The sequence below is a fragment of the Flavobacterium sp. OHVDL-2026-0007 genome (genome assembly GCF_059882335.1).
The window spans coordinates 3,295,337-3,320,064 of record NZ_CM187612.1; the positions used below are offsets into that span (position 1 = coordinate 3,295,337).

18 protein-coding genes are annotated in these 24,728 nt (G+C 34.9%); 7 read left to right on the forward strand and 11 right to left on the reverse strand.

Annotated features, from left to right (window positions below):
- The first annotated feature begins 20 nt into the window (after positions 1 to 20).
- Genes AC51AA_RS13435 through AC51AA_RS13445 form a run of 3 tightly spaced genes read left to right on the forward strand, consistent with a single transcriptional unit; the run spans position 21 to position 3,484 of the window.
- Positions 21 to 1,373, forward strand: a complete 1,353-nt coding sequence (locus AC51AA_RS13435; protein ID WP_500702745.1) for a tetratricopeptide repeat protein — start codon at positions 21 to 23, stop codon at positions 1,371 to 1,373.
- Positions 1,374 to 1,389: 16 nt separating this feature from the next.
- Entirely contained in the window at positions 1,390 to 2,172 is a 783-nt protein-coding gene (gene lolB1 / locus AC51AA_RS13440; protein WP_500702746.1) for a lipoprotein insertase outer membrane protein LolB1, read from the forward strand.
- A gap of 25 nt (positions 2,173 to 2,197) precedes the next feature.
- Complete coding sequence (locus tag AC51AA_RS13445) at positions 2,198 to 3,484, forward strand: murein hydrolase activator EnvC family protein (protein ID WP_500702747.1); 1,287 nt, start codon at positions 2,198 to 2,200, stop codon at positions 3,482 to 3,484.
- Between the two features lie 114 nt (positions 3,485 to 3,598).
- Here AC51AA_RS13445 and AC51AA_RS13450 read toward each other — a convergent pair whose 3' ends face one another.
- Positions 3,599 to 5,179, reverse strand: a complete 1,581-nt coding sequence (locus tag AC51AA_RS13450; protein ID WP_500702748.1) for a RagB/SusD family nutrient uptake outer membrane protein — start codon at positions 5,177 to 5,179, stop codon at positions 3,599 to 3,601.
- A gap of 18 nt (positions 5,180 to 5,197) precedes the next feature.
- On the reverse strand, positions 5,198 to 8,188 hold the full coding sequence (locus tag AC51AA_RS13455) for a SusC/RagA family TonB-linked outer membrane protein (protein WP_500702749.1): 2,991 nt from the start codon (positions 8,186 to 8,188) through the stop codon (positions 5,198 to 5,200).
- 561 nt (positions 8,189 to 8,749) lie between these two features.
- On the opposite strand from AC51AA_RS13455, the gene rbfA reads away from it, so the two are divergent.
- The 4 genes from rbfA to AC51AA_RS13475 all read left to right on the forward strand — a co-directional run bounded on the left by rbfA (position 8,750) and on the right by AC51AA_RS13475 (position 12,613).
- Positions 8,750 to 9,142, forward strand: a complete 393-nt coding sequence (gene rbfA / locus AC51AA_RS13460; RefSeq protein ID WP_055097718.1) for a 30S ribosome-binding factor RbfA — start codon at positions 8,750 to 8,752, stop codon at positions 9,140 to 9,142.
- A 1-nt stretch (position 9,143) separates the two neighbouring features.
- Positions 9,144 to 10,343 (forward strand): ABC transporter permease, encoded by a 1,200-nt coding sequence (locus AC51AA_RS13465; RefSeq protein WP_500702750.1) that lies wholly within the window; start codon positions 9,144 to 9,146, stop codon positions 10,341 to 10,343.
- A gap of 169 nt (positions 10,344 to 10,512) precedes the next feature.
- On the forward strand, positions 10,513 to 11,940 hold the full coding sequence (locus tag AC51AA_RS13470) for an MATE family efflux transporter (RefSeq protein ID WP_500702751.1): 1,428 nt from the start codon (positions 10,513 to 10,515) through the stop codon (positions 11,938 to 11,940).
- 64 nt (positions 11,941 to 12,004) lie between these two features.
- The gene (locus AC51AA_RS13475; protein WP_500702752.1) at positions 12,005 to 12,613 is read left to right on the forward strand and encodes an N-acetylmuramoyl-L-alanine amidase family protein; all 609 of its coding nucleotides are present in this window, start codon (positions 12,005 to 12,007) and stop codon (positions 12,611 to 12,613) included.
- Positions 12,614 to 12,665: 52 nt separating this feature from the next.
- Here AC51AA_RS13475 and dusB read toward each other — a convergent pair whose 3' ends face one another.
- The 9 genes from dusB to AC51AA_RS13520 form a co-directional block, all read right to left on the reverse strand.
- Positions 12,666 to 13,658 carry a tRNA dihydrouridine synthase DusB gene (dusB, locus tag AC51AA_RS13480; RefSeq protein ID WP_500702753.1) on the reverse strand — a complete coding sequence of 331 codons (993 nt, stop codon included), beginning with the start codon at positions 13,656 to 13,658 and terminating at the stop codon, positions 12,666 to 12,668.
- Positions 13,659 to 13,800: 142 nt separating this feature from the next.
- Positions 13,801 to 15,105: a flexirubin biosynthesis putative acyl-CoA ligase FlxY gene (gene flxY, locus AC51AA_RS13485; protein WP_500702754.1), complete on the reverse strand. Its 1,305-nt coding sequence runs from the start codon at positions 15,103 to 15,105 to the stop codon at positions 13,801 to 13,803.
- On the reverse strand, positions 15,102 to 16,763 hold the full coding sequence (locus AC51AA_RS13490; RefSeq protein WP_500702755.1) for a C45 family autoproteolytic acyltransferase/hydrolase: 1,662 nt from the start codon (positions 16,761 to 16,763) through the stop codon (positions 15,102 to 15,104). The genes flxY and AC51AA_RS13490 overlap by 4 nt, the downstream gene beginning before the upstream one ends.
- Before the next feature lie 10 nt (positions 16,764 to 16,773).
- Entirely contained in the window at positions 16,774 to 18,291 is a 1,518-nt protein-coding gene (locus tag AC51AA_RS13495) for a phytoene desaturase family protein (RefSeq protein WP_500702756.1), read from the reverse strand.
- 1 nt (position 18,292) lies between these two features.
- A complete protein-coding gene (locus tag AC51AA_RS13500; protein ID WP_500702757.1) occupies positions 18,293 to 21,973 on the reverse strand; it encodes an MMPL family transporter in 3,681 nt (1,226 codons plus the stop codon).
- Between the two features lie 72 nt (positions 21,974 to 22,045).
- Complete coding sequence (locus AC51AA_RS13505; protein ID WP_500702758.1) at positions 22,046 to 23,236, reverse strand: DUF2062 domain-containing protein; 1,191 nt, start codon at positions 23,234 to 23,236, stop codon at positions 22,046 to 22,048.
- Between the two features lie 17 nt (positions 23,237 to 23,253).
- Positions 23,254 to 23,739, reverse strand: a complete 486-nt coding sequence (locus tag AC51AA_RS13510) for a hypothetical protein (RefSeq protein WP_500702759.1) — start codon at positions 23,737 to 23,739, stop codon at positions 23,254 to 23,256.
- 2 nt (positions 23,740 to 23,741) lie between these two features.
- Positions 23,742 to 24,113, reverse strand: a complete 372-nt coding sequence (locus tag AC51AA_RS13515) for an ApeI family dehydratase (RefSeq protein WP_500702760.1) — start codon at positions 24,111 to 24,113, stop codon at positions 23,742 to 23,744.
- 6 nt (positions 24,114 to 24,119) lie between these two features.
- Positions 24,120 to 24,719: an outer membrane beta-barrel protein gene (locus AC51AA_RS13520; RefSeq protein ID WP_500702761.1), complete on the reverse strand. Its 600-nt coding sequence runs from the start codon at positions 24,717 to 24,719 to the stop codon at positions 24,120 to 24,122.
- Positions 24,720 to 24,728: the final 9 nt, after the last annotated feature.

Consider the following 24,728-nt stretch of genomic DNA (forward strand, 5'->3'; position numbering starts at 1 on the left):
TAGGAAGTAAAATTGTAATAATGATGAATAAAGGAGTTTTTGTAGTATTATTTGTTGTCTTATTTGGCAATACTGCTTTGGTTATGGCACAAACGGAACCAGAGGATATTGCTATGGCTACTGATGAATATCAAGACTCTTTTTATGAATCCTTAAAACAAAAAGGAATCGAGAATTACGATAAGGCAATTGTATCACTGGAAAAATGTATTCAATTAAAACCAAATGATGCTGTTGCCTATTTTGAGTTGGGGAAGAATTATCTGTTTCTGAAACAGTATAAAGAAGCACAGAATGCGTTTGAGAAAGCAACAACATTGAATCCCAAAAACAAATGGTATTGGTTAGGGATTTACGATGTATGTTTTGAAACTCAAAACTATCCCTTGGCAATTGAAACCATTCAAAAAATTATCCCTTTTGATGAAGAATATAAAGACGATTTGATTTCTTTGTACATGAGCACCAATCAATTTGATAAAGCACTTGTTACCATTAATGAAATGGATGCCAAGTTCGGAAAATCAGATGATCGTAATCGTTATAAGATGCAAATTTTGTCTCAAGGCAAATATCAGGAGGCAGAGATTAGTAGTTTGATAGAGCAGATTAAAAAGAATCCAAAAGAAGAATCCAACTACGTTAACTTGATTTTTTTGTATTCGAAAGCGGATCAAGCGGATAAAGCACTTGAGGTCGCCAAAGAGTTGGCAAAAGAAATTCCAAACTCAGAGTGGGGACAAGTGAGTCTGTTTAAAGTATATTTAGACGCCAATCAGACCGATAAAGCCATTAAGGCGATGAATGTTATTTTGTCGGGTACTAATATTGATATAAAAATCAAGCACCGTACCTTAAATGAGTTTTTGATTTACGTCAGTAAGAATCCTCAATACGCTCCTGAATTAGAAAAAGCAATTGCTTATTTTGATAACGATAAGGGAGTGGATGTAGCCAAGGAGATAGGGAAGTTTTATCATAGTAAAGGTCAATTTGAGAATGCCATTAAGTATTATGAAAAAGATTTAAAGTCTAATTCAGATACAGATCGAGAGACTAATTTGCTTTTGCTGGATGCTTATAAACAGGCAAAACAATTTGAGCCTATGACTAAAAGAGCCTTATCTATGATTGAGGTGTACCCAAGTCAACCGCAATTTTATTTCTATGCTGGCTTAGGAAGCAACCAAATGAAACAATTTAAAAACGCAAAAACCGTTTTAGAAATGGGTCTTGATTATGTTGTTGATGATATTGTTCTGGAAGCGAATTTTAATTTTCAATTAGCAGAGGCTTATAATGGTTTAGGAGATGTTAAGAAAAAAGAAATGTACTTCTTGAAAGCCAATGAGCTAGTAAAACAAAAAAAATAAAAGGATAGAAATTCAGATGAAAAAATATATAGTATTAGTGTTAATGTCAGCTTTTATGATTTCTTGTAAATCTAAAGCTGTAGCGGTACAAAATACCACTAGCGGTGAAGTTGTGGTCAAAAAAGATGAGAATAACCTAATCGAAAAACATTATAAGAATAAGGTTGATTTTTCTACCCTTTATATAAAAGCAAGTGCTCGTTATGTTGACGATAAACAAAGCCAGAATGTTACGGCGGAGATTAGAATTGAAAAAGACAAGCAGATTTTGGTAAGCGTTCGATTTCTAGGAATAACCATGGCCAAAGCATGGATTACTCCAACAGCGGTAAGCTACTATGAAAAAATAAAAGGAACCTATTACGAAGGAGATTTCACAAGTCTAAGCAAATGGTTGGGCACAGAATTAGATTATAGTAAAGTTCAAAATTTGTTGATTGGTGAAGCTTTAGATGATTTAAGAAAGGGGAAATATACCCAAAGCATTGTAGAGAACCTATTGCGTTTGGACGACCAAGACGAGACTAATTTGAAGAAATCTTTCTTTTTTGATGCCGAACAATCTTTGTTGCAAAAGGAACAAATTTCACAAACTGCGGAAAACAAAATGTTACAAATTTTATACGCAGATCGTAAAACTTTTGCTCAAGGAATATTGCCCACTACTATTGAAATCAATGCCATTCAGCCGAAAGGGAAAACGGATATTAGTTTGAATTACAATACTATTTCGTTTAATGAAGAACTTTCTTTCCCCTATAGTGTACCAAGTGGTTACAAAAAAGTTTTAATTAAGTAAATTTGTAAAAAAAGATAAGATAAACATGCCGAAATTTCTCCTAAGTCTAATTTTTATATGTGCCAGCACTTTTATGTGGGCGCAGGATTCGCAGCAAGAAAAACTTGAACAGCGTAAAGCTCAAATTCAACAGGAAATTAGAGAAAACGAAAAAATGTTGCAGTCTGTAAAGAAGCAAGAAAAATCAGCAGTAAATGTGTTTTTAATTCAGGCCAATAAAATTAAGCTGAAAGAAAAACTAATTCATACCACAGAAAGACAGGAAAAGCTTTTGAGCAATGATATGTATATTAATCAAGTTAAGGTTAATAAACTAAAAAAGGAATTGGAAGTTTTAAAAGCGGATTATGCCAAAATGATTTTAAAATCTTATAAAAGTCGTTCCGAACAAAGTAGAGCAATGTTTATTTTGTCTTCAGAGAGTTTTTTACAAGCTTATAAAAGAGCACAATATCTAAAGCAATATACTAATTTTAGAAAAAACCAAGGTTTAGAAATTCAATCTAAAACAGCTCAATTGGTTGATTATAATGCTAGATTGGATGGACAGAGACAGGTGAAGAAGAAAATCATCAATGAAAGTCAAAAAGAGCGCGTGGCTTTAGAAATTGAAAAGAAAGAACAACAGAAATTGGTTAACTCGATCAAAAAAGATAAAAATAAAATTATCGCTGATACCAGAGCTAAACAACAGGAATCGAGAAGAATTGATGCAAGGATTAAGCAATTGATTCGTGAGCAAATTAGATTAGCCAATTTAAGAGCAGAAGAAGCTAGACGTAAAAAGATAGAGGAAGACAGGCAAAAGGGAATTGTTTCTAAAGAACCTGTAGATGCGCCAGCTAGAGCAGTTTCATCAGATAGAATTGCGTTAACGCCAGAAGGTAAAATATTAGCAGCTGATTTTAAAGCCAATAGAGGTAAATTACCTTGGCCAGTTGAAAAAGGATTTATTTCCTTAGGTTATGGTGATCAGCCACATCCTTTATATCCTTCGGTAATAGTTCATAATTCAGGTGTTGAGATTACGACAGAATCAGGGGCAAATGCACGTGCTGTATTCGAAGGGGTAGTTTCAAAAGTGATTGCCTTATCGAATGTCAATAGAGCCGTTTTTATCCAACATGGAGATTACTTTACGGTGTACCAAGGTCTAAGTCAGGTGTTTGTAGAACAAGGTGATAAGGTAAAAGTTAAGCAAAGTATTGGAAAAGTGAGAACTAGTGGAGATACTGGCAAAACAATCATTAAGTTTTTGATTCTTCAAAATACCTCGAACAACAATCCAGAAGGATGGTTGCAAAACAGATAGTTTTAATTTAATTTTTTGTCTATTAACCAAAAGGTTAATGAGAATAAAAGAGTCTAATTTGAACGTTAAAATAAATCCTTTTCACCCGTTTAATGGGTGAAAAGGATTTTTTATTTAATTGCTTACGTTATCGGGATTTTGAACTAATGCAGGATTAGAGTCCAGATCATATCGCGGGATTTTAAATAAGAAATTCTTAGAAGGAACGAATTGTAGCGGATTGTTAACATACATATTGATGCCGTTTGTGTTTCCCCACTTCACATGTTCTGATACATTTTTCCCAATACGATTGGTTCTTAGTTCATCAAAAAACAATACTCCTTCACCAACAAATTCCCATCCACGTTCTCTATAAATGGCATCTGCAAAATCTTCTTTGCTTAGGCCTGGTATCAAGTCAGGTAAATTGGCTCTATTTCTTATCCTGTTGATGTAGGTATAGGCTGCTGCAGGACCATTGATCTCATTTTCAACTTCAGCATAATCCAATAAGACGTCGGCGTAGCGAATAGCATAAGAGTCTGCTTGAGGTTTTTTTAATGACGCTGAACTTTCTGTTCGGTCATAAAACTTAAGATTCCCTGGTGATGCGGTTTTCCATCCTTTTGATCCCGGAAAAAAACCTTTGTCTCCAGGTACAAATTCTATGGTTTGAAGAATATGGGTTGGATTCCCCTTTTCAGTTACGTTTACGCGTGTTAAAAAGCTACCTTCTTTTCTTGTATCATCATTACTATAAGAAAGATAATGTTGTATCGATGGACCGAATCGGTGAAACATATAGGAGCCAAGAGTAGTTTCGGTTATGTTTACACCAAACATCACATGGTTATTATTGTATTCATTTTCAACAGCGCCATATTGTAGTTCAAATACAGATTCAATTCCATTTTTGTTGTTGGTATTCCACCAAAACCATAAATCTTTGAAATTAGGCTGTAAATTATATTGGCTGGATTGAATTACTTTGGTCAAATAATTTTTCGATTTTTGGAAATAGGATTTATCTCCTGTCATACTGCCTCTAGTTAAATATAAATCGCCAAGTAAGGCCTGAGCTGCTCCTTTGGATGCTCTCCAAACATTTCCATTTTTATAATCTGATTTGAGAGGTAAATTTTCATCGGCATATTCAAGGTCAGCAATAATATAAGCATAGGTTTCGTCAAGGGTTTTTCTTGGAATTGCTAAGTTTTTTAAGCCTTCTGTAAAACTTTCAGGAATGGGAACTCCACCATACATGCGCACTAAATTGTAATAGGTGGCTGCTCTGAGGAAGCGGGCCTCTGCAAAATACTTCTTTTTAAGATTTTCATCCATTTCCACATTTTCCCCTCTACCAATGACCAAATTAGCTCGGTTAATGATACCATAAGCATCATCCCAATTTGTGATAACCATTTTGTCGGAATTATTCATGTCCGACCATACATTCCAGAGATGTGTATCATCTTTTGCATAGGCAGGAGAACCAAATTCGGTTAAGAGCTCCAAGTACATGATGTATTTATAATTACCATTAAAGCCATTTTGATAGCCATCATAAACCCCTACTAATGCCGTATTAAGTTCATCGGCATTTTTGTAATAGTTGTTGGGAGATAAAAAAGTATAGGGTTCTTCGGTTAGATCCGTGCATTGAGAAAAAAACAATAATGCACAACCCGAAAAGATATATTTTAGAATTTTCATTTTTATAAATTTTTAGAATTAAAACTTCGCACTAAAACCAACAAGCATTGTTTTTACATAGGGTGAATTTACGCTGCCGCTTTCAGGATTGTACCCTCTGTGGTTGGCGATATTGATGTAGTTTTGTGCATTCACATAAACATTTAATTGTTTTACCCAATCAGTGTGTTTAATAAGTTCGGACATATTGAAACCTAGTTTGATGTTTTTAATTACAAAATAATTCCTATCACCATTAGTGCGATTGGACAGATATACTTCTTGTGCACCGGCTCTAGGATAGCTTCCGGAGGTATTGGTTGGACTCCACATTCTATCGTAGGCATATTGGGTTGGTATGTAATTTCTGTTTTGAATTTGATTTTCTCCAAAAATCATATAATTACCGTCCTCATCTGAAGCTAAACCTGTTGCACCTTGTCCATAAATATCTAAGGTCATGTTTCTATAACTTAGATTAGTTGAAATTCCGTAGAAAAAATCAGGAGAAGTTGAGCCTATATTGGCATAATCATCATTATTGATAATTTTGTCTTTATTTTTATCGACATACATTTCTTCTCCTAGTTTTGCTGTTGGACGAATTTGTTGATAAGCGGTTAATTGTTCTTGAGTTTGGATAATGCCTGCAGATTCTCGTGCCCAAACGCTATTTACTGGTTGACCTACAATTAAATATTTTGCAATTCCCGCAGAAGAACTTCCTACGTTAATGCGGGCTACATCCCCATATAGGCTAACAATTTCATTTTTGTTTTTAGAGAAATTGGTGCTTACATCCCATTTAAAATCAGCATCTATTATTTGTACTTTTGCAGTAACTTCAAAGCCTATATTTTTTACCTCGCCAATATTTTGCAGCATACTAGAATAGCCAGAGGTTGTTGGAATAGGGACATTGTACAATAAGTCAGTAGTTTGTCTTTGATAAAAGTCTAAATTCAAATCCAATCTTTTCCACAAATTCAAATCTAGACCAACATTGTATTGAATATTTCGCTCCCATTTCAGGTCTGGATTGCCAATTGTTTCTACAAAACCAAAAATTGGATTGTTTTCGTAAACATAATTTGCTTTTACAAGTTTGGATAAGGATTGGTAATTACCGATTTCCTGATTACCTGTAACACCATAACTTGCCCTTAATTTTAATCCAGATATTACGGTGCTGTTTTTTAGGAAATTTTCTTTATCAATTCTCCAACCCAGCCCTAAAGAAGGAAAGAACCCCCATTTATTATTGCTTCCAAAACGTGACGATCCATCATAACGCCCCGTTAATGTAATAAGGTATTTTTCATCATATGCATAAGATGTTCGAGCAGTCCATGAAATTAGTTTGCTTGAGTATTTGGTAGAAGAATTGGTTATACTTGCTCTATCGGCATAAGTAATATCATTCGCTCCCGTAGCGTCATTTTGGAAACCAGATCCTCTAACACCTAAGTCTTCATACACATATTCTTGCCATGAATATACACCAGTTGCAGTAAAACTATGTTTGTCATTCCAGGTATTTGAATAACTTAAGATATTATCGGTTAATTGAGAAGTTTGTCTTCTGTAATATTGAGATCCAGCACCAGTACTACCAGATCCTATTCCTGTGGTTGATTTTGAAGTATAATATTCATATTGTTTTTCATTTGAAACATCTACACCAAAATTGGTTCTGAAAGTGACATTTTTCATAGGTTTAAAATGCGCATACACATCTCCCAAAACGCGATCTGATGATGTCTCATTTGTCATTTCTGTTGCTTCTGAAACAGGATTCCAAGTTCCTTCAAAATAGGAATTGATGGTAGGGTCTTCAGTAGCATAATGCCAACTCCCGTCAGGATTTTTTACGGGTATAGTTGGCCATCCATATCTAAAGATATCTCCAGTAGGATTGTTGCGAATATCTCTTTGTGAGCGACCTACCTGTAAATGTGTTCCTACTGTAAGCCAGGGCTTATATTCATGGTTTAAATTGGTTCTAAGTGTCATTTTTTTGAAGCCGGAAGCCTCTACAATCCCTTCTTGCGAAAATATATTTCCCGAAAGTAAGTAAGTAGTGTTGTCTTTTCCGCCACTAAATGATAAGGAATAATTTTTCATTAGTGCCATATTTTTAACGATTTCATCCTGCCAATTAACATTCCTATTAGGAGCGGGATTAGTGGCAGAATAAACTGGTTTTCCTGTTGAATAAGTATAGGCGTCGTTAATAAATCTAACAAAATTATCTCTATCTAATAATTTAGGCAGTCGGGCAGGTGTAGAGATACCATTGGTAGCCACAATCTCCAAATTATTCTGACCTTTTTTTCCTCTTTTTGTTGTGATCAGTATGACACCGTTTGCACCTCTGGAGCCATATATAGCTGCAGATGAAGCATCTTTAAGTATTTCCATTGATTCGATGTCGTTGGAGTTAATATCATTTAAGTTACTATTAACCAACGGAAAACCATCAACAACAATTAACGGATCATTACCGGCGCTCACAGAACCATTCCCCCGTATTCTTATTTTAGGAGAAGAACCTGGAGAAGAATCATTATTAAGAACGGCAACCCCAGCAGCTCTACCTTGAACAGCTTCCAATGGATTCGAACTTGTTACGGTAGTGAGTACGTCGCCTTTAATTTGAGTTATAGATCCCGTTAAATCACTTTTTTTCATAGTTCCATAACCGACAACAACAACTTCTTTAAGTTCTGAAACGTCATCAGTTAGGGTCACATCAATAATAGAGGATTGTTCAACGGTTTTTTCGATTGCTTTTGAACCAGTAGAACTAAAAAGCAAAACACTTCCTGTATTTGCTTTTATAGAATAGTTTCCATCGAAATCAGAGACGGAACTAACTTGTGATCCTTTGATTACAATGTTTGCTCCTGGAATAGGAATCCCGTTTGAATCTTTTATTGATCCCGTTACCATTTTGTTTTGCGCCAGAGCTGTCCAGTGCACTAAAATGGAAAAGATCAAAATTATCAAATGATTAATTTTGTTTTTCATAAATATAATTTTGGTTAGTTATAGTGCGCTAAACTTATTTATATCTAGTACTTTTTGTGTCCTGTTCTATCCTGCTCGTTTTGAGGATTGTAGCTATTTATCTTAAAAATTTACGTGGAAAATTTTCTGTGGGCCGTTGATTTAGTGGTTTTTAAGTTAATTATTGTTAATTAGTTTTATTTTAAAAAAATATGAGTTATTTTTTTAAAACTTCATTTTTATTGTTAATAATGAATTCATTTAATAATTCTTGGGCTGTATTTTGTTTGGAAACGATACTTAGAAAGCAATCCTATGCTGAAGTATTAACTGTTTAGGTAAAAAAATTGACCAATTTTCTAAAACAATTCAAAACAATAGCGTTACGGTATAAGTTTGCCATTAGCAACAACTAAAGAATAGGAAATTCTTCCTGGATAAAATTCAGACCTAATGTCTTTGAAGTTGAATTTTTATCAAAAAAAGGGTAAAATGGGTAAGAAAATAAGCGGGATTGCAAAAATCATCCTATTGTTTAAGTGAATTGTATCGATTGAAATTTAAAAATAGTATTTTTGCATTATGGAAACAAATAGACAGAAAAAAATAGGCGGTGTCATCCAAAAGGATTTGGTTGATATTTTGCAAGGTGAAGTGAGAAAGAATGGAATTAGTAATTTGGTAATTTCAGTATCCAAAGTTAGTGTTACTTCAGATTTATCTGTAGCTACGGTATATTTAAGTATTTTTCCTCAAGATAAGGCTAAAGAAACTTTAGAAGGAATTAAATCAAATAGTACCTTAATCAAGCATGATTTATCACAACGTGTACGTTTGCAATTGCGTCGTGTACCTAATTTGGTATTCTTTATTGATGACTCTTTAGATTATATAGAAAAAATTGACAATGCTCTGTCAAACAGAGAAAATCCAATTGAAAACCGTGATCTTTTAGAAAAAAGAAGAAAATCATAAGTTGAATTTCCCCCTTTACATAGCCAAACGATATATTTTTAGCAGAAGTAAAAACAATGCTATCAATATCATCAACCTTATTGCCAGCATGGGAATTATTGTAGGCACTATGGCTTTGTTTGTGGTTTTATCGGTGTTTAGCGGATTAAAAGTTTTTAGTCTTTCGTTTACAAACGAAATCGACCCGGATTTAAAGATGACCAGTACCTATGGAAAATCAATTTTGATTAGTCCCCAGCAGGAAAATCAACTTAAAGAAATCAATGGAGTGGTCTCGTACACTAAGATTATCGAAGAGCGTGTTTTATTTTTGTTTAAAGACAAGCAACAGGTAACCTATTTGAAGGGGGTCGATAAGAACTATCCTGTAGTGAACGATATTAAGAAAAAACTCTTCAATGGAGAATGGCTTAGACCCGATAGTTATCAGGTTGTTATAGGCTACGGAATTGCGAGAGATTTTTCATTGGGAATCTTGGATTTTGAAAATCCGTTGCAAGTATTTGCGCCTAAACCTGGAAAGGGCGCTATCGAAAATCCAGAGGAAGCATTTAATAAAACGGATGTATTGCCAGTGGGAATTTACTCCATCAGCGAAGATTTAGACTCTAAATATGTTTTTGCTGATTTGGGTTTAGCGCAAGAGTTATTGATGTACAAACCCAACCAAGTCTCAGGAATTGAATTCAAGCTTAAAGGGAATGTGGATGAAAATGCGATTCGAGCCAAAATCCAAACCATTTTTAAAAACAAAATTACCTTAAAAAACAGAGCACAACTCAACGAGTCATTGTATAAAATGCTCAACACTGAAAATATAGTGGTTTATCTGATTTTTACCTTGGTGATTATAGTGGCACTTTTTAATTTGATTGGTGCTTTGATTATGATGGTCTTAGAGAAAAAAGGGAATCTGAAAACGCTTTTTAATCTGGGAACAGAAATCAAGCATCTGCGAAAGATATTTTTACTTCAAGGTACGCTCTTGAGTGTTTTTGGAGGTATTATGGGACTCATTTTGGGAATTATTTTAGTATTGCTACAGCAGCGATATGAGCTCATTATGATCACGTCAACTCTGGCTTATCCAGTAGTTTTTACCCTCGAGAATGTAATAATTGTGATGGGAACTATTGTTTCACTTGGTTTTGTGGCTTCTTTAATTGCCAGTAGTCGAGTCAGTAAAAAGCTGTTAGATTAGTATTTCTTCTTAAAAAATAGTACGTATATTTAGCGTTCTAAAAATCTATAGTTTATGATTGTTTCTGCCTAATCCTATTTTATTTTGTATAAATAATTGGGATACCTACTTTTTATTTGAGTTCAGCTAATTGAAGCTGGGCTAATTTTATTATTTATCCTACTACATCATGACAGAAACAGTTATAAAGAAAAGTTTATTTTCTAAAATTTTTAGCACCTTAAAACAAGCGATCAAGGGTGATGAGTCTTTTGACTACACCTCAGGAAGTATCAAAAAAGCCGTCATTTTATTAGCCATTCCAATGGTTTTAGAAATGATGATGGAATCCGTTTTTGCTTTAGTTGATTTGTATTTCGTTGGACATTTAGAGCATAGTAGTTTTGCTATTCAAACCGTTGGCTTAACCGAATCGGTTATTACCATAGTATATTCAGTTGCTATTGGAATTAGTATGGCGGCAACGGCAGTTGTAGCGAGACGCATTGGAGAAAAAGATCCGATTGCTGCAGCGAAAGCCGGTATGCAGGCCATTATTATTGCTTTTATCATTAATAGTGTCATGAGTATTTTAGGCGTTATATATGCCAAAGATATTTTGCTTTTCATGGGAGCGTCCGTTGATGCGGCTGAGCATGGGTATCGGTTCACCCAAATTATGATCGGTGGGAGTTTGTGCATTATGCTTTTATTTTTGATTAACGGAATATTTCGTGGAGCCGGTAATGCTGCCATTGCCATGAAAAGTCTTTGGTTGGCTAATATTTGTAATATCATTTTATGTCCGATACTGATTAATGGTTTTGGTCCGATTCCAGCTTTTGGATTAACAGGTGCCGCTATGGCAACGACTTTGGGCAGAAGCATTGGAGTGTGTTATCAAGTATATCATTTGTTTTTTGGAAAGGGTGTATTGCGAATAAAGCTGGTTTATTTCATTCCCAATTTCCCTCAGATCAAAGCTTTGATCAAAATCGCGGCTCCTGGCATTTTACAATTCGTAATTGCCTCTTGTAGCTGGATTTTCTTAGCTCAGTTAGTCGCTACAACAGGGGGAGATCATGGTTCTGCTGGTTATCAAACCGCACTGAGAATTATGATGTTTTTCATACTTCCCGCTTGGGGCTTGAGTAATGCAGCGGCCACTTTGGTAGGACAAAACTTAGGAGCTAAACAGATCGATCGCGCTGAAAAATCAGTATATACCACAGCGAAATACAACGTGATTTTTATGGCCAGCATTATGATTATCACCTTATGTTTTGCTCCCTTTATTATTTCCTTTTTCACCAATGACCAACTGGTTAAAACAATAGCCGTTGAAGCATTAGAAATCATGAGTATTGGATTTGTTTTCTACGGAATCGGAATGGTGCTAATCAATACCTTCAATGGAGCAGGAGATACTTGGACGCCAACAGGAATTAATTTCTTTGGGTTTTGGTTGTTTCAGATTCCACTAGCCTATGCTTTGGCCAAACATTTTAATATGGGACCAACTGGAGTTTTTATCGCCATTCCGGTGGCGGAGACTGCAATAACACTAGCGGGTATTTTCTTTTATAAAAGAGGAAAATGGAAGCGTATTGAGGTTTAGTTTTTTTTGTACAATATTTCTTAAATTTAGACGTTTAAAACAGGTAACCAAAAAACAAATCTATATGAAAACCAAATTTAACGTTTTAGCGCTTTTAGGCGCGGTAGTTTTTCTAACAGCGAGTTTTGCTTTTAGACCGGTAGCGGCCAAGAAGGTTATTGTTATTGACGCTGGCCATGGAGGAAAAGATTTTGGAGCAGATATGTATGGCTTGCAAGAAAAAACAATAGTTTCGGCCATAGCTCAAAAAATTAAAGCACAAAATAAAAATGAAAATGTAGAGATTGTTTTACTTCGAGAAGGAGACACGTTTTTGGAATTAAGTGAAAGAACTTCTAAAATCAATAATCTAAATCCGGAGATGGTTATTTCGTTGCATGTCAGTGCAAATTTGAATATGTCAGCTAATGGATTAGATGCTTTTGTTTCTTCTAAGGCGGCATTTAAGGAGAAATCAAAAGAAATAGCGGATCTATTGTTAGAAAAAGTAGCGAATACGAACTTGAAGAAACGAAAAGTAAGTGAAGCTCCATTTTACATTTTAAAGAATTCGAACTGTCCAGTTGTCTTATTGGAGTTGGGTTTTTTATCAAATGAAAACGATAGAAATTATATCACAAGTGAAAAAGGACAAAGCGAAATTGCCGATAAAATTCTAGAAGCTGTAAAATAAAAGCAGATTCTGTAATACAAAAAAGACCTTCTAGTGAAGGTCTTTTTTTTTGCTATACAAATTCGTATCCAGCGTATACTTGTTCTATTTCTTTCATAATGGCAAACAAATTTTCAGGTTCATCAGTAGTAACCAATTTTTGTTTGTATTCTTTGAAAGAGTGAATCCCTTTGAAATAATTGGTATAATGACGACGCATTTCTACAATTCCCAAACGTTCCCCTTTCCATTCCATGGACCACATTAAATGGTTTCTAGCGGCTTCTACACGATCAGCAACCGTTGGAGCAGCTAAATGCTCGCCTGTCTTAAAATAGTGCTTTATTTCGTTAAAAATCCACGGATAGCCAATAGCAGCACGACCAATCATGATACCATCAATACCGTATTCATTTTTATATTTTAGTGCTTTTTCAGGACTATCGATATCCCCATTTCCAAAAATAGGCATGGTAATTCTAGGGTTGTTTTTCACACGTGCAATATGCGACCAATCGGCGTGACCTTTATACATTTGAGCACGAGTTCTAGCGTGAATAGTCAAGGCTTGAACACCAATATCCTGTAGTCTTTCGGCCACTTCGTCAATATTTATTGAATTGTCATCCCAACCCAAACGTGTTTTCACTGTTACCGGTAAATCCGTACTGCGAATAACGGCTTTGGTCAAACGCACCATCAAATCAACATCTTTCAAAACACCGGCACCAGCACCTTTACAGACTACTTTTTTTACTGGACATCCAAAATTAATATCCACTAAATCAGGCTTTACGGTAGAGACAATTTTAGAGGAAAGCGCCATGGCTTCCTCATCTCCACCAAAAATTTGAATACCAACGGGACGTTCGTAATCAAAAATATCCAACTTCATTCGACTTTTGATAGCATCGCGAATTAATCCTTCCGAGGAAATAAATTCAGAATACATCATATCAGCGCCATGCGTTTTGCATAATCTACGAAACGGTGGATCGCTCACATCTTCCATCGGTGCGAGTAATAAAGGAAATTCGGGTAATTCTATGTTGCCAATCTTGACCATCTTCAAATTTTTTGCAAAATTACAACTTTTAGTCGAATTTACGGTAATTAAGAAGAGTAAAGGAGTACACTATTTAAATTATAACCGTTTTAGGGGATATGATTAAACTACTGTTAATCTGAGTGTTGTTGTCTTTAAAGGACTAGATAGTCGTTTTTCGATAGTCAAAAAAGCGAATTGGTTTTCGGCTCATTGGATTAAAGACTAAAGGATTTAAAGTTTCTTTTGAAGCAAATTCAATCTTTGGTGTGACTCTAAGTTTGGCTCTGAAATGATCTTTTATTTCTTGTAGAAATTCAGCGCTTTGCTCTTTGGCTGCAATTTTGATCAGAATTTCATCCGTACCAAGATCATTAGTGGAAATCTCGATAATATGATTTTCAATAGAGTCGAAATCGCTTAAAACATCGTTCATCGCCGGTGGATAAAGCGTGGTACCTTTGTATTTTATCATTTGTTTTTTACGACCAACTACAGGTCCAACTCGGAGGGTATTCCTACCACAGGCGCAAGGGTCCTGATGAAGTTGTACTACATCTCCAGTTTTAAAGCGCAATAAAGGCATAGCTTCTATACCTAGAGTAGTAAAGGTAAGTTCTCCAACTTCTCCCTCTTTTACGGGGTTATTGTTTTCATCTAAAACTTCTACAATAATCAATTCCGGATGATGATGACCTCCAATTCCATGTTCACATTCGGTAAAAGCGGTACTCATTTCTGTTGAAGCATAAGTCGAAAATAACTTAATATTCCATTTTTCAGTGATTTTTTTGGATAGTGTATTCATTGAAAAATCCTGATTTCGTAAAGATTCTCCAATACAGATTGCTCCTTTTATAGAGGAATTATTAAAATCAATTCCATGAATTTCTGCATATTCAATTAATTTCAGTAGAAAAGAAGGAACGGTAATTAAGTAAGAAGGTTGGTATTTTAAGATGGAATCCCACTGTAGTTCTGGAATTCCAGCGCCCACTCGGATAACCCCTACTTTTAATTTTCGCAGTCCAAGGAAATAAGCCAAGCCAGCCATGAATTTTCGATCAATGGTCGTCATTAATTGCACGACATCACCTTCTCCAATACCAGCACAAGCAAAAGAAATGGCTTCATTGTAAGCCAGTCGATCTAAGTCAGCATCGGTTAAGCCAAAGGTAACAGGGTCACCTAAAGTACCTGAAGTAGAGGCGTAATCAATAATTTTATGTTGTGGAACACACAAAAAATCATCATTGTATTGTTGTAAGTCTTCTTTAGTGGTCACTGGTAAAAGCCTCAAGTCTTCAAGGGTTTTTATTTTTGACAAATCAACCGAATTCGCTTTAAAAAGACGTTTGTAAAAAGGGGAGTTTTGACTGATATAGCGTAAAAGTTCGGCTAATTTTTGCTCTTGAAAAATTTTAATATGTTCTGAAGAATCCTTTTCTATTGCTGGAATCGTGTTCATTTTCTTTTGAGTTTTTTTAAATATTTTTCAATTTTAAGTCGATCAGGAGCAGTGGTGATTTCTTTGGTCAATGCTTTTTCAAAGTTAATTTTAGCTAGCTGAAATTCTTTTTTTTGATATAAGTACAATCCGGATTTATAGTAAACAACCCAATAATCGGGGTTTAAAGATTGATAGTTTTCAATAAATCCAGAGGGAATTACGGTTTTATTTTTCAAATATAAATCTAATTTATGATCTTCGATTCTATATTTTTGAAAGTTTGTAAATGCAGTACTTTCTATAAAAGGATCTTTAGGGATATTTAAATTTTCTTGTTCAAATGAGATTAGGGAAACATTTTTTCTTTCTTTGAAAATAGAATCTAAATTATAACAAACAAACTCTCCTAGTTGATAGGGGTTTGCAGAAACCCAAACTAATTTTTCTTTTGGTTTAAAAATAATGCCGTGATGCGCCAATAATTGGTTCAAGGCTTTTTCATTTCCATAACCCAAGGCATTATTGTGTAAGCCTTCCTTGTTCCTGAGAATTTTTGAGGCTATTAAAGGGTTGACTTTAGGATTTTCAGCGAGAAGTTCCTCCATTCTGTCAAAACGATATTGTGAATGACTATTGACAATTTGAGATTGATTTCGTTTGTTATTTTTTAATTTTTCACTCTGAAAATGGTTAGAACAGATGAGCTGCTGACTGTTGGGCACATCATAAAGGTCCATTTTTTCAGGGGAGACTTCAATTAAAACGGCTCTGTTATCTTGAGCACTTCCAACCATGATAGACTCAGAAACAAAAACTTTTCTTTTTTTTGCTATGGCAATGGCTTCATTTATGTTTTGCGCATGTTGCAAAATTTCTCGGGTCAGAATCGAAATAGGTGTTTTAGCACTCATCGGGATTTTCGATTTAGAGGCATTAATGGTAACGGTCAATCCTTCTTTATTCATTCCAGAAACAGCGCCAATCATTCCAGGCCAGGTTACCATCATAAAAGGGTGACCTTCTTTTGGTTTGATAAAGGCCACTATTTTATTCTCAGCAAAAGCATCATTGACATAAAAATCAAAATTACGTCCAAGGATTAAGTTGCCGTTTTCAGATTTTTCGCCCCAGGCAGCGAATGATGAGCAGCCGACCAAAGCCAAATCTTGTAAGGCATGCCCAATGTCATGTGCGGCATGTAAATACAAATTGCGTTGGTATTGCGGTGCAATATTATCAAAAGTATTGGAAGTGTATTGCGAAACCCCATAGATCTCAGTTTGATATTCGTTTGGAACATTCTGATATAGTTTTCGATTGTACCATTTCAAAAAGTTTCGAAGTATATGTTGCTGAAATTTGGAAGGAACAATATCTTCTATTCTGGAGAAAAATATTTGCTCTTGTTTTTTTAAAAGCGAATCAGACAATGCTCCGGTTGAAAGGCCAATTTCAAGTGGATCACCTTCAACATATAACTCCCAAAGACCTTGTTTGTTTTTCAAAAGCGAATTTTTTCCAGAAATAAAAACACTTTCAGATGGTTTGGTAACGTGAGGTATATTGGCATTATACTGGCTAATGTCTGGTAAATGTTTTTTTGATTTTGAAGTTCCACAAGAAGTGAATACCAATAGTAAACTGATAAAGAAAAGGGAGGTAATTCGATTCTTCATAGCTTATGTTTTATTCAGATGCCTGATTTATTTTAGTCACTAAATACTCTTTGCCCAGAATTTCAGAGCAGGTCACAACAGCGCCAATAGTTACTCCTAAAACGCCATGCATATTGATGCTTTGACCAGTAAGATAAAGGTTGTCTAACTTGGTTTTTGAGGGGATCAGCGTTTTCATAGGGTTGGCTGAATCTTTTATGTAACCGTACATATTGCCATGGTGTCCCCCGATATAATCGCGATAAGAAAGAGGTGTGGAAGTATGAATGGATTGGATACAGTCTTTTATTCCTGGAAATTTTAGTTCAATTTCACTAAGAAACCTAGCTGTTTTTCTTGATTTGAATTGCTCATAACTTTCTCCACGATCATTTTCTTCGACAGTGGTGTTAAACGTATTGGTCCAGGAAGCAACATCGTCATATTTCATGTACGTGATGAAAGTCATCCCTTCTGCCCATTCTTCTTGTTTTTTAGAAGCATTCATTGAAGCCATGAAAGCTTTTGGCCAGGAATCTTCGTCGTAGTCGTGAGCCGTCCAAACTTCGCTGCTTTTTTTAAAATGATAGTGATTATGATTGATGTATTTGAAAGTTTGTGGTTTAAAAACGATGTATAAACTAAAGGCTGAAATGACGCCTTCAAGACTCTGAATACGGCTAAAAAATGCTTTTCTAAAATGCTCTTCACCAACTAGTTTTAGCGTGGTTTTGGGATCTATATTAGAGATGTAACGATGGGCAGAAACCTGAGTTCCATCTTTCATTTGGACAGAAATTACTTTGTTGTTTTCTACATTAAAACGAGTAACCTCTTTGTATTTATAAAATTCACCACCATGTTTTTTGAGTTGCTTTAAGAGTTGTTTGGTAATTTGACTTCCGCCATTAATACAACGCCAAGAACTTTGTATGTACGAGTTTACAGAAAGAGCATGGACGTAAAATGGCGATTTATCTGGTATACCTGCATATAGAAAATTGGTGCCCGCCAGTACAGCTTTTAGTTTGTCATTTTGCGTACTATTGTCGATTATCTCTTTTGCATTCAATTCTAAAATAGCATTGTCATATTTGCCTTCCCATTTTAAATTGTACAGCGGAAATGAATCGCAAATCGTTCTTAGTTTATCACAGTATTCCTCAAGGTTTTCTTTTTCTTCAGGGAAAAAATGTTCTAATTGCTGTACAAAGTTTTCATAACCTTGTGCATGTGGATATTCGTTTAGATCGTCTCCAAAAGAGACCATATCAAAACCATTATCATCTAATTTTTTTAGATTCAATTGGTCAATAATCCCCAGATATTTGAAATATTTGTATAAGTTTTGTCCCTGGCTTAAACCGCCGATATAATGAATTCCCGTATCAAAAATGGTTTTATCACGTACAAAGGTTTGCAGATTCCCACCATATTGATTGTTTTTTTCGAGCACACAGACACTGTAGCCTTCTTTAGCTAAAATAATAGACGAAACTAAGCCCCCTAATCCGCTGCCTACAATCACCACATCGTAATGCTCTTTCATTCTAATTTTTCTTTAATACGATTAGGGAATCTTCTTCTAAGACACAATTAAAATCTAAGGTAGTCAAAGTGCTTTTTAAATCCGAACAATCCATCAAAATAATACAAGAGGTGCTAGCAACGATTTTTTCAATATCAGTAGCGTCATTTTTATCAGAAATTATAACAACATCATATTGATTTTCCAAAGCCAATTCAAGAGTTTCTAGATAAGAGATTTTTCTCTTTTTGAGGAAATAATTGGTTTTCGCTACTAACGACTTTTCTTGGTCAGCGATGTATGAATATATTTTTCGTTGTGGTTCCTGTAGGGTCAGCAAAACATCTAATTGCCCGAAATCATTTGCTAAATGCAATATTTTGGCTTTGGTAGAAAGCTGCGTGTTCAATCGGTAATACGTTTCTAAATGTGCCTTTAAATCGCTTTTGACGCTATTTATGACTTCAATTTCTTTATAATCATAACTATGAATGAGCATTTTTTTGAAATAGTCTGGTCCTTCCAATTCTTGACGAATTTTGGCAAATTCGGTTTTAAAATACGCGCTTAACTGTTTGGTTCTCTCTCCGTAATTTTTCCCAAAAGAAAGATCATCTGGCGAAATTCTTTTTAAAATGGAAACAGTAAGAGAGCTGTCATGAATTACAAAATCGCCTTTCGGAATTGCCTCTGAAGCACCGTGGATCAAAACGGGAAGAATATCTATATTGAATTCTTGGGCAAGATAAAAAGCTCCTTTATGAAATCGATTAATCTGATTACTTCCAGAGCGTGTTCCCTCAGGAAAAACCATTAACGAATACCCTTCGTTTACTTTTTGACGCAAATGTTCGACGCCACCTTCTAGTCCTTCTGAGACAGGATAAAAACCTGCTTTTCTAACCGTAGCACCAAAAATAGGGGAGTTGTAGACCCAATCGTTGACTAAAAAAATGATTTTGGGACTCAACATTCCGATGGCCAGTATATCTATAAACGAAGAATGATTGGCAATAATAATAGCTGGTCTTTCGAAATTTTCATTGAATTTATTAAGAACTCTTTTATGAAGATAAGGACTTGAATATAAAACTGATTTCATGAATTTTGAAATCACATACCTAAATCCTTTCATTTTTGTTTTTTCATTTATCGGAAGAATCGGCATAATAATCAAACTAAAAAGGGACATTAAAACACCGCCAAGGCCGTAATAGAAAAAGGATACAACGCCATGAAAAAAGGTGCGTATTTGAAATGGAGCATTCCCTTTTTTGGCTCGATTTGTAATGAATAATTTGAATAGAATGGGGTAGAAGATAAACGTAATAATTAAGGCCGCAAAAACCCCAATTAATGAAACCGATGAAATAGACCTTAATGCAGGATGTTGGGCAAAAATCATAGCGCCAATTCCTAATATGGTAGTAATAACGGCTAAGATTATAGAAGTTCTATAAATTGCAATTTCGTTTTTTCCTGTTGTGTACTCTTTTTGAAGTGCGCTGGTCATGAAAATGCTAAAATCGACACCGTGACCAAAGATCAAAGTGCAGACAATCATACTGAAGATATTCATTTGAATGCCAAAAATACCCATGATACCTGCTGTTACAATTCCAGTTAAAGCAATCGGAATACAGCTAACAATAACCAATTCGATTCTTTTGAAAAAGAAAAACAGAATTAAGATTACGGCTACAAATGAATAATTGACCAGTGAATTAAAATCGGTTTTCAAAGTACTAAAAAACGTTTCGTTCATTTGTTGGCGATCGATTGCAATAAGATTATTCTTTACTGAAGCCAATTTTACAAAAGCATCTCGTTGTTCTGGAGTCACTTTTACCAAGGTAGAAATAGTGAAGAACCCCTCTTTCTCTGTGACAAATTCTTTAAGCTGTAGCGCCTGAATTTTGAGATAATCTTGGGCTGAAACGGGTTGGAAAGAATAATTTAAATGATCATAAAAGCGGGAATAAGTACTTGGTTTGAAACCCAATTTGGAGCCTTGAGTAATTAACTCAGCTTGTAGTACTTGCTTTTTTGAGGCATTCCAAAAGGAATTCCATTTGTCAATTTTCTGTTGCTGTGCCTCCTGTGAAAGCATAATTCCTCCAACGGAGCTGAAATTTAGTATTTTGCCCTGCTGTTTTTCTTTAGATAAATCATTAAAAAGTTGACTGTTGTTTTGTAAAACTTCCTCCATACTATTTCCGTATGAAGCAACATAAATGGTTTTTGAAGTTAAAGTGGTACTTTCTTCTAGATCCTTTTCGGCCGCTTTAATTTCTTGAGGCACAAAATTCAATTGAGACAAATCGTTATTGAAGCCTACATTATTATAAGTAAAACAGCAAATGATGGTGATAAGAACGCAAAATCCAATTAGAAATTTATTGTTATGAAAGGAAAAATGAGCCATTTTATCGATGACATTTTTCTTGTGATCAAAATTGTTTTCTTTCGGCTTGTATAAATGAGGAACGATTAGAAGAGAGAAAAATGCGGAAGCCATAACGATCACAGCAGCAAAAATCCCCAAATCATTTAAGGCATCTGATTTTACAAAAAGCAAGCATAAAAAAGCAACTGCTGTAGTGGAGCTGCTCATAATGACAGGCATCGTAATGTCTTTGTAGAGTGTTTTTACATCACTGTTGTGTTTGTAATGTGTGAGTATATGTATAGAATAATCTATGGTAATACCCAATAATATAGAACCAATACCGAGTGAGATTGCTGAAATTTGCTCTTTTACAAAATATAAAAAAGCCACGGCAAACAAAGCACCAAATACGGTAGGTAGGAAAATAATAAGGGGAATAAGTATTTTTCGATAAAACAAAATCAAAATCAACATCAGCGTAATCATCGCTATAGTGGTGGTCAAGATAATATCGCTTTTGATTTGATTGGCGTTGGCCACTGCAATCAAAGCCGATCCAAAATAACTAATGGATGTTTTGTTTTTAAACTTCTGGTTGAGATGATCTTGTATTGATTTTAATTGGGCAGCAAAAAGGGTGTTCTTCTCTGTTTCGCTCGAGGGAATATTGGAGCTAATAAAAAGCAATAATTTCTTTTTATCCTTGGTCATGACAAAACCATTCTCAAGGGTAAAATCGTCCCCAATATTAAGTTGCTGTAATTTTTTTAAAGCGATAAACGAAATCCCTAATGGATCTTGCAGGATAAAATCCTTAGTGATAAATCCCGATGGTGAAATAATGGATTTGTAATTGCCTTGAACCGTGGCAGCAATACTGTCTTTTTGAAGTTTATTTTGAATGGTGAGATAATCGTTATCGTCAAGAAAAAGAGGAAGATTGTGGTAAACAAAATCAATAGTCTCTTGGATATTAGCTTCGTCAACTCTGCCTTGAACGGCTGTTACATACGGTTTACAAGTAGAGGCAAGACTGTCCGAAAAAGCGGTCGCCATTTCTTGCAAATCTTCTGGATTACCGTTTTTATCTAGTTTGAAAATAACGGTAATCTTATCTGAAAAGTTGAGTTGTTTGAGCACTTTGGCTGCTACATCTGCCTTATCGTTTGTGGGGATGAGTTTGGTGATGTCTTCTTCAAACTTAATCTGAGCGGCAAAAAAGCCAAAAAGGAAAAGCATCAAAATGGCCAAGGCAACCGACAAAGATTTTCTGCGGTTGACAAACAAATGGATGGCATAGAAATAGTGATGCATTTTTATTTTTTAGATTTTTTTGTTACTAATTGGGTCAATTCATCTGGGTCTTAGCCTTTGATAAAAATAGATTTAGTTAGCGTTAATTTTGTTTTTATTGGAACGAAAAGTAGTTAAAAGAACATAAGTCAAAAGGCCAGAAAATAGGGCTGAAACTGCTGCTAAAATAAGACTTCCGACGATATATTGAGTGGCATTTTTTTGAATATCCTCAAAGGTAAGTGAACTGTCCAAAATCAAAGCACCTTCATTAGATACAAAATAGCTACCCATTTTGAGCGATGCGTATATAAGGAAAGGGATGAAAGGTGGAAAACTAACATTTGAGGCCAAATATGCAATTACCTTGTTGAGCTTAAATAAAGTGGCAAAAAACAAAAGTAGTATGGTTTGAAATCCCCAAAAAGGAGAAATTCCGATAAAAACACCCAAAGCAATCGCAGCAGATTTTTTGAAATTGGAATCACTGCTTTCTAAAATATCTTCGAGGAAGAATTTTTTAAAACCTTTTTTTTTTGCTTTCCGAAAGAAGTCTCTTGGTTTGATATATAAAAGGGCATTGAGTACCAAAACCGTATTTAATATACTGATGCGGGTAAAATCTTTGAAAGGACGAAAATGCGAAACTCGTTCTGCTGGATCATATAAAATCTCAATAGGAATGTTTTTGACTAAAATGCCTTTCCAAGCAGATCGCACAATCACTTCAATTTCAAACTCAAATTTATTGGTGTAAAATTGCTTGGGAATGAGTTGCAAGGGATACGATCGAAATCCAGATTGTGTATCTTCTAGACGAATTCCTGTTTCAAACCAAAACCAAAAGTTCGAGAACTTATTTCCGAAGCTACTTTTCTTGGGCACATTTTCCTGTGCCATATTTCGGCTTCCAATCAATAAAGAATGAGGATTGTTCTGAATTTCAGTAATGAAATTTGGAATATCAGCAGCAAAATGTTGACCGTCAGAATCAATAGTAAGGGCATACTCAAAGTTCATTTCGAGTGCTTTTTGAAAGCCATTACGAAGGGCCATACCTTTACCTAAATTTTTAGGATGGTGAATTTGGGTGAGTTGTGAATATTGTTTTAAAATTTCAGTTGTGCCATCGGTCGACCCATCATTGACAATAATGACATTTGGGGTGAACTCTAAAATAGAATCCAGCACTTTTTTTAGCGTTTTGTGATTGTTGTATGTGGGAACAATGACACAAAAATTAGTGGATTGGATTAGGTCTTGCTGTGATAAAATAGGTCTCATTGAGGGTTATCTTTAGCTTACTTCACGAATTGTTTCTCTTTTTCAGAGAAACTTTTAGATTGTAAAATAAAGTCTTTTAGGTATTCTTTTAAAACACTATTTTGTTCAGCATAATGTGTCGTAAGGTATTGCTTGTCTTCTTTTATATTTTTTTTATAGCCGGTAATGCCAGGTGCATTTTCTTGAACACTTAACCGAATCATTCTAATCTCAATATTGGTAGGGTCGCTTTTTAGGGTCACTTCTAAGAGTTTGGCGCCTTCTTTAAAGCGGTCCATTTTAGCTTGTAATTTCTTTTCAAACCTTGACACCAGTAAAATAGAAGCGGCTTTGTAAGCCACTAAAGTTTTAGCATCATTATCGGAAACATCAGCAAGTTTATCCGAAAAGGCTATGGCGTTCTGTTCCGATTTTGTAACGCTAGCATACATTTTTCTGATCGCACCCAAATCTGGGGTACCAGCAAAATTAATCCATAAAAGCAATGAGAATAGCAGTTTCATTTTTATAGTTTTTGGTAAGCATTACTTAATTTCAACGCGACAGTATCATTAAAGTAAGTTGTGTTCTTTACTTTAATCAAATCATCATCGGTGGTGTTAATCTCTAATTCTAAGCGCAGTTCTGGATTAACTTCTGGATTAATCAAAGCCATGAATTTTACGTTGGAGAGTGTCTGAATCATCAAGGAACTTTGGGTAATAGATTCGGTAAGTTCCTTGATAATCTGTATCATACAGACTCCTGGCATAATAGGGTTTCCTGGAAAATGCCCCTTGAAAACTTCATGTTTTTCATTGATCAAAATCGTAATAGTATATTTTGAGTCGGCTGTTTTTTCTTGGGAAACGATGTTGTAAAAGTCTTTTAAAACCATGATTTTTTATTTACCAAATGGATAAGAAATACCTAATTGAAAGCTAACATTTGTGTTGTAATCTCCAAACCAATAATCTGTGTTGCCATTGCTTCCGTAGAAGTCACTGTCTAAAACATCAATTAGTCCTTTTTTGAAACGGGCTTCAAAAGTTAGTCCCGAAGGCAATCGATAGGCAATACCTGATATAAAGGCTAAATCAACATCGGAATTTTGGTGAACTAGATTATCCTGTACTCTAAAATCTAAAGTAGGACCAAACTGAAACTGAAAACCACTATCAAATGTAAATTTATTGATCATCGCAAACGAAAGGTAGTCAATTTCTAAGTCTTTGTATACAACGGTACTTGTGCCATTATTGTCAGAAAAAGTTTTAACATTATCCGAACCTTGTTGGCTAAAAGTAATTTCAGGTTGTAAAATATAGATTTTAGATAATTTGATTTCACCAAAACCACCTATATAAAGGTCAGATTTATAACTTGAATGGGTTTGGGAGAAAGTTGAAAATGCGGCTCCGGCTCTTAATCCTGGCTTGAATGTTACTTGAGCGCTCATTATATTGACCAATAAGAGCAAAGCAATTGTGATTATTTTTTTCATTTGTGGTTT

Excerpts from the sequence above, each read along its gene's own strand:
- AC51AA_RS13435 (WP_500702745.1), top strand. The coding sequence starts at position 21 with ATGATGAATAAAGGAGTTTTTGTAGTATTATTTGTTGTCTTATTTGGC.
- lolB1 (WP_500702746.1), top strand. The coding sequence starts at position 1,390 with ATGAAAAAATATATAGTATTAGTGTTAATGTCAGCTTTTATGATTTCT.
- AC51AA_RS13445 (WP_500702747.1), top strand. The coding sequence starts at position 2,198 with ATGCCGAAATTTCTCCTAAGTCTAATTTTTATATGTGCCAGCACTTTT.
- AC51AA_RS13450 (WP_500702748.1), bottom strand. The coding sequence starts at position 5,179 with ATGAAAATTCTAAAATATATCTTTTCGGGTTGTGCATTATTGTTTTTT.
- AC51AA_RS13455 (WP_500702749.1), bottom strand. The coding sequence starts at position 8,188 with ATGAAAAACAAAATTAATCATTTGATAATTTTGATCTTTTCCATTTTA.
- rbfA (WP_055097718.1), top strand. The coding sequence starts at position 8,750 with ATGGAAACAAATAGACAGAAAAAAATAGGCGGTGTCATCCAAAAGGAT.
- AC51AA_RS13470 (WP_500702751.1), top strand. The coding sequence starts at position 10,513 with ATGACAGAAACAGTTATAAAGAAAAGTTTATTTTCTAAAATTTTTAGC.
- AC51AA_RS13475 (WP_500702752.1), top strand. The coding sequence starts at position 12,005 with ATGAAAACCAAATTTAACGTTTTAGCGCTTTTAGGCGCGGTAGTTTTT.
- dusB (WP_500702753.1), bottom strand. The coding sequence starts at position 13,658 with ATGGTCAAGATTGGCAACATAGAATTACCCGAATTTCCTTTATTACTC.
- flxY (WP_500702754.1), bottom strand. The coding sequence starts at position 15,105 with ATGAACACGATTCCAGCAATAGAAAAGGATTCTTCAGAACATATTAAA.
- AC51AA_RS13490 (WP_500702755.1), bottom strand. The coding sequence starts at position 16,763 with ATGAAGAATCGAATTACCTCCCTTTTCTTTATCAGTTTACTATTGGTA.
- AC51AA_RS13495 (WP_500702756.1), bottom strand. The coding sequence starts at position 18,291 with ATGAAAGAGCATTACGATGTGGTGATTGTAGGCAGCGGATTAGGGGGC.
- AC51AA_RS13500 (WP_500702757.1), bottom strand. The coding sequence starts at position 21,973 with ATGCATCACTATTTCTATGCCATCCATTTGTTTGTCAACCGCAGAAAA.
- AC51AA_RS13505 (WP_500702758.1), bottom strand. The coding sequence starts at position 23,236 with ATGAGACCTATTTTATCACAGCAAGACCTAATCCAATCCACTAATTTT.
- AC51AA_RS13510 (WP_500702759.1), bottom strand. The coding sequence starts at position 23,739 with ATGAAACTGCTATTCTCATTGCTTTTATGGATTAATTTTGCTGGTACC.
- AC51AA_RS13515 (WP_500702760.1), bottom strand. The coding sequence starts at position 24,113 with ATGGTTTTAAAAGACTTTTACAACATCGTTTCCCAAGAAAAAACAGCC.
- AC51AA_RS13520 (WP_500702761.1), bottom strand. The coding sequence starts at position 24,719 with ATGAAAAAAATAATCACAATTGCTTTGCTCTTATTGGTCAATATAATG.